This is a genomic window from Streptomyces sp. NPDC000348 (genome assembly GCF_042898795.1).
Taxonomy (GTDB): domain Bacteria; phylum Actinomycetota; class Actinomycetes; order Streptomycetales; family Streptomycetaceae; genus Streptomyces.
The window spans coordinates 1-1116 of sequence record NZ_JBIAZD010000058.1 but is presented as its reverse complement, the minus strand read 5'-3'; the positions used below and the strand labels follow the sequence as shown (position 1 = coordinate 1116).

General features: G+C 72.2%; 1 protein-coding gene and 1 pseudogene. Both read right to left on the bottom strand.

All coding sequences use genetic code 11. The annotated features are described in order from the left end of the window. A pseudogene (locus ACFY3N_RS36675) lies at positions 1-446 on the bottom strand (hypothetical protein); the annotation flags it as partial. Further along, positions 446-970, bottom strand: a complete 525-nt coding sequence (locus ACFY3N_RS36670) for a SigE family RNA polymerase sigma factor (RefSeq protein ID WP_390821099.1) — start codon at positions 968-970, stop codon at positions 446-448. The gene ACFY3N_RS36670 and the pseudogene ACFY3N_RS36675, both read right to left, overlap by 1 nt. Between the last annotated feature and the right edge of the window lie 146 nt (positions 971-1116).

Below are 1116 nucleotides of genomic sequence, written 5' to 3'. Positions count from 1 at the left end.
GGGCTGCGCAGGTCGATGTTGCCGTCGACCACGCTCCGGAACTGGTGGTCCGTCTCCGGTGTCGACCAGTGCCTGCCCTCCTCCGTCAGCCACAGTTCGACACCCGCCCCGGCCCGGACGCGCTCACCCGGTGCCACCACCCGCACCGACCCGGCCGCGTCCGACGTGTCCGGCGGCGTCGGGTGCGCCGCGGCCTCGTTCCGCTCCGGCGGGCTGTGTTCCGTGAGGACGGCGCGGACCGTGACGGCGGTCAGCGGGACCAGGAGCAGGCCGCAGCCGATCACCATCCCGGCGGTGCGTCGGCGCCGTCGGGCACGGCCCGCCCGTTCGATGGCGGCCAGTGGCACAGGAGAAGGCGTGAGGCCGGCGGCCACCTCACCGAACGCGTCATGCAGCCGTTCGCTCTCGTGCCGAGGCTGCGGGGAGGGCGGGGAAGTCCAGGACATCAGCGCTCCGTTCGCTGGTCGACGAGGTGGAAGGTGAGCAGGGGATGGGCGCGCAGCGCCTCCAGGCCGCGCCGGGCGTGCGTCTTGACCGTGCCGACGGAGCAGTTCAGCGCTGTGGCGATCTCCTGCTCGCTCATGTCCTCCCAGTAGCGCAGCACCATGACGGCACGCTGGCGGGCGGACAGGACCGAGAGGGCCTCCACGAGAACGGCGCTCTGCTCGACGGCCTCGGCGTGCCCGCCGTGCGTCCGGTGCACCGACTCGGGCAGAAACGGCATGAGCAAGTGGGTCAGGCGTTTCTTGCGCACCCGGCTGATGTTGTTGTTGACCAGAGCCCGGCGTATGTAGGTGTCGACCTCGTGACGCGGGATCTTCCGCCACCGCGCGTACATCTTGGCCAGCGTGGTCTGCACGAGGTCCTCGGCCTCGTGGAAGTCGCCGGTGAGCATGTGAGCCGTACGCACCAAGCGGGGCCAGGCCACGGTGGCGAACTCGGCGAAGTCGGCGTGGCTCTCGTGCGTCACGACAACGGATTCCTTGGGGGTCGGAGGTGGGGGAGGGGGAGGGGATGGGCAGGGGCGGACAAGGGCGTGGGGGGGGCCGGGCCCGCCCCCCCCCCCCCCCCAAACCCCCCCCACCCCCCCCCCGATGTGCGGGGGGTACGGCGGGG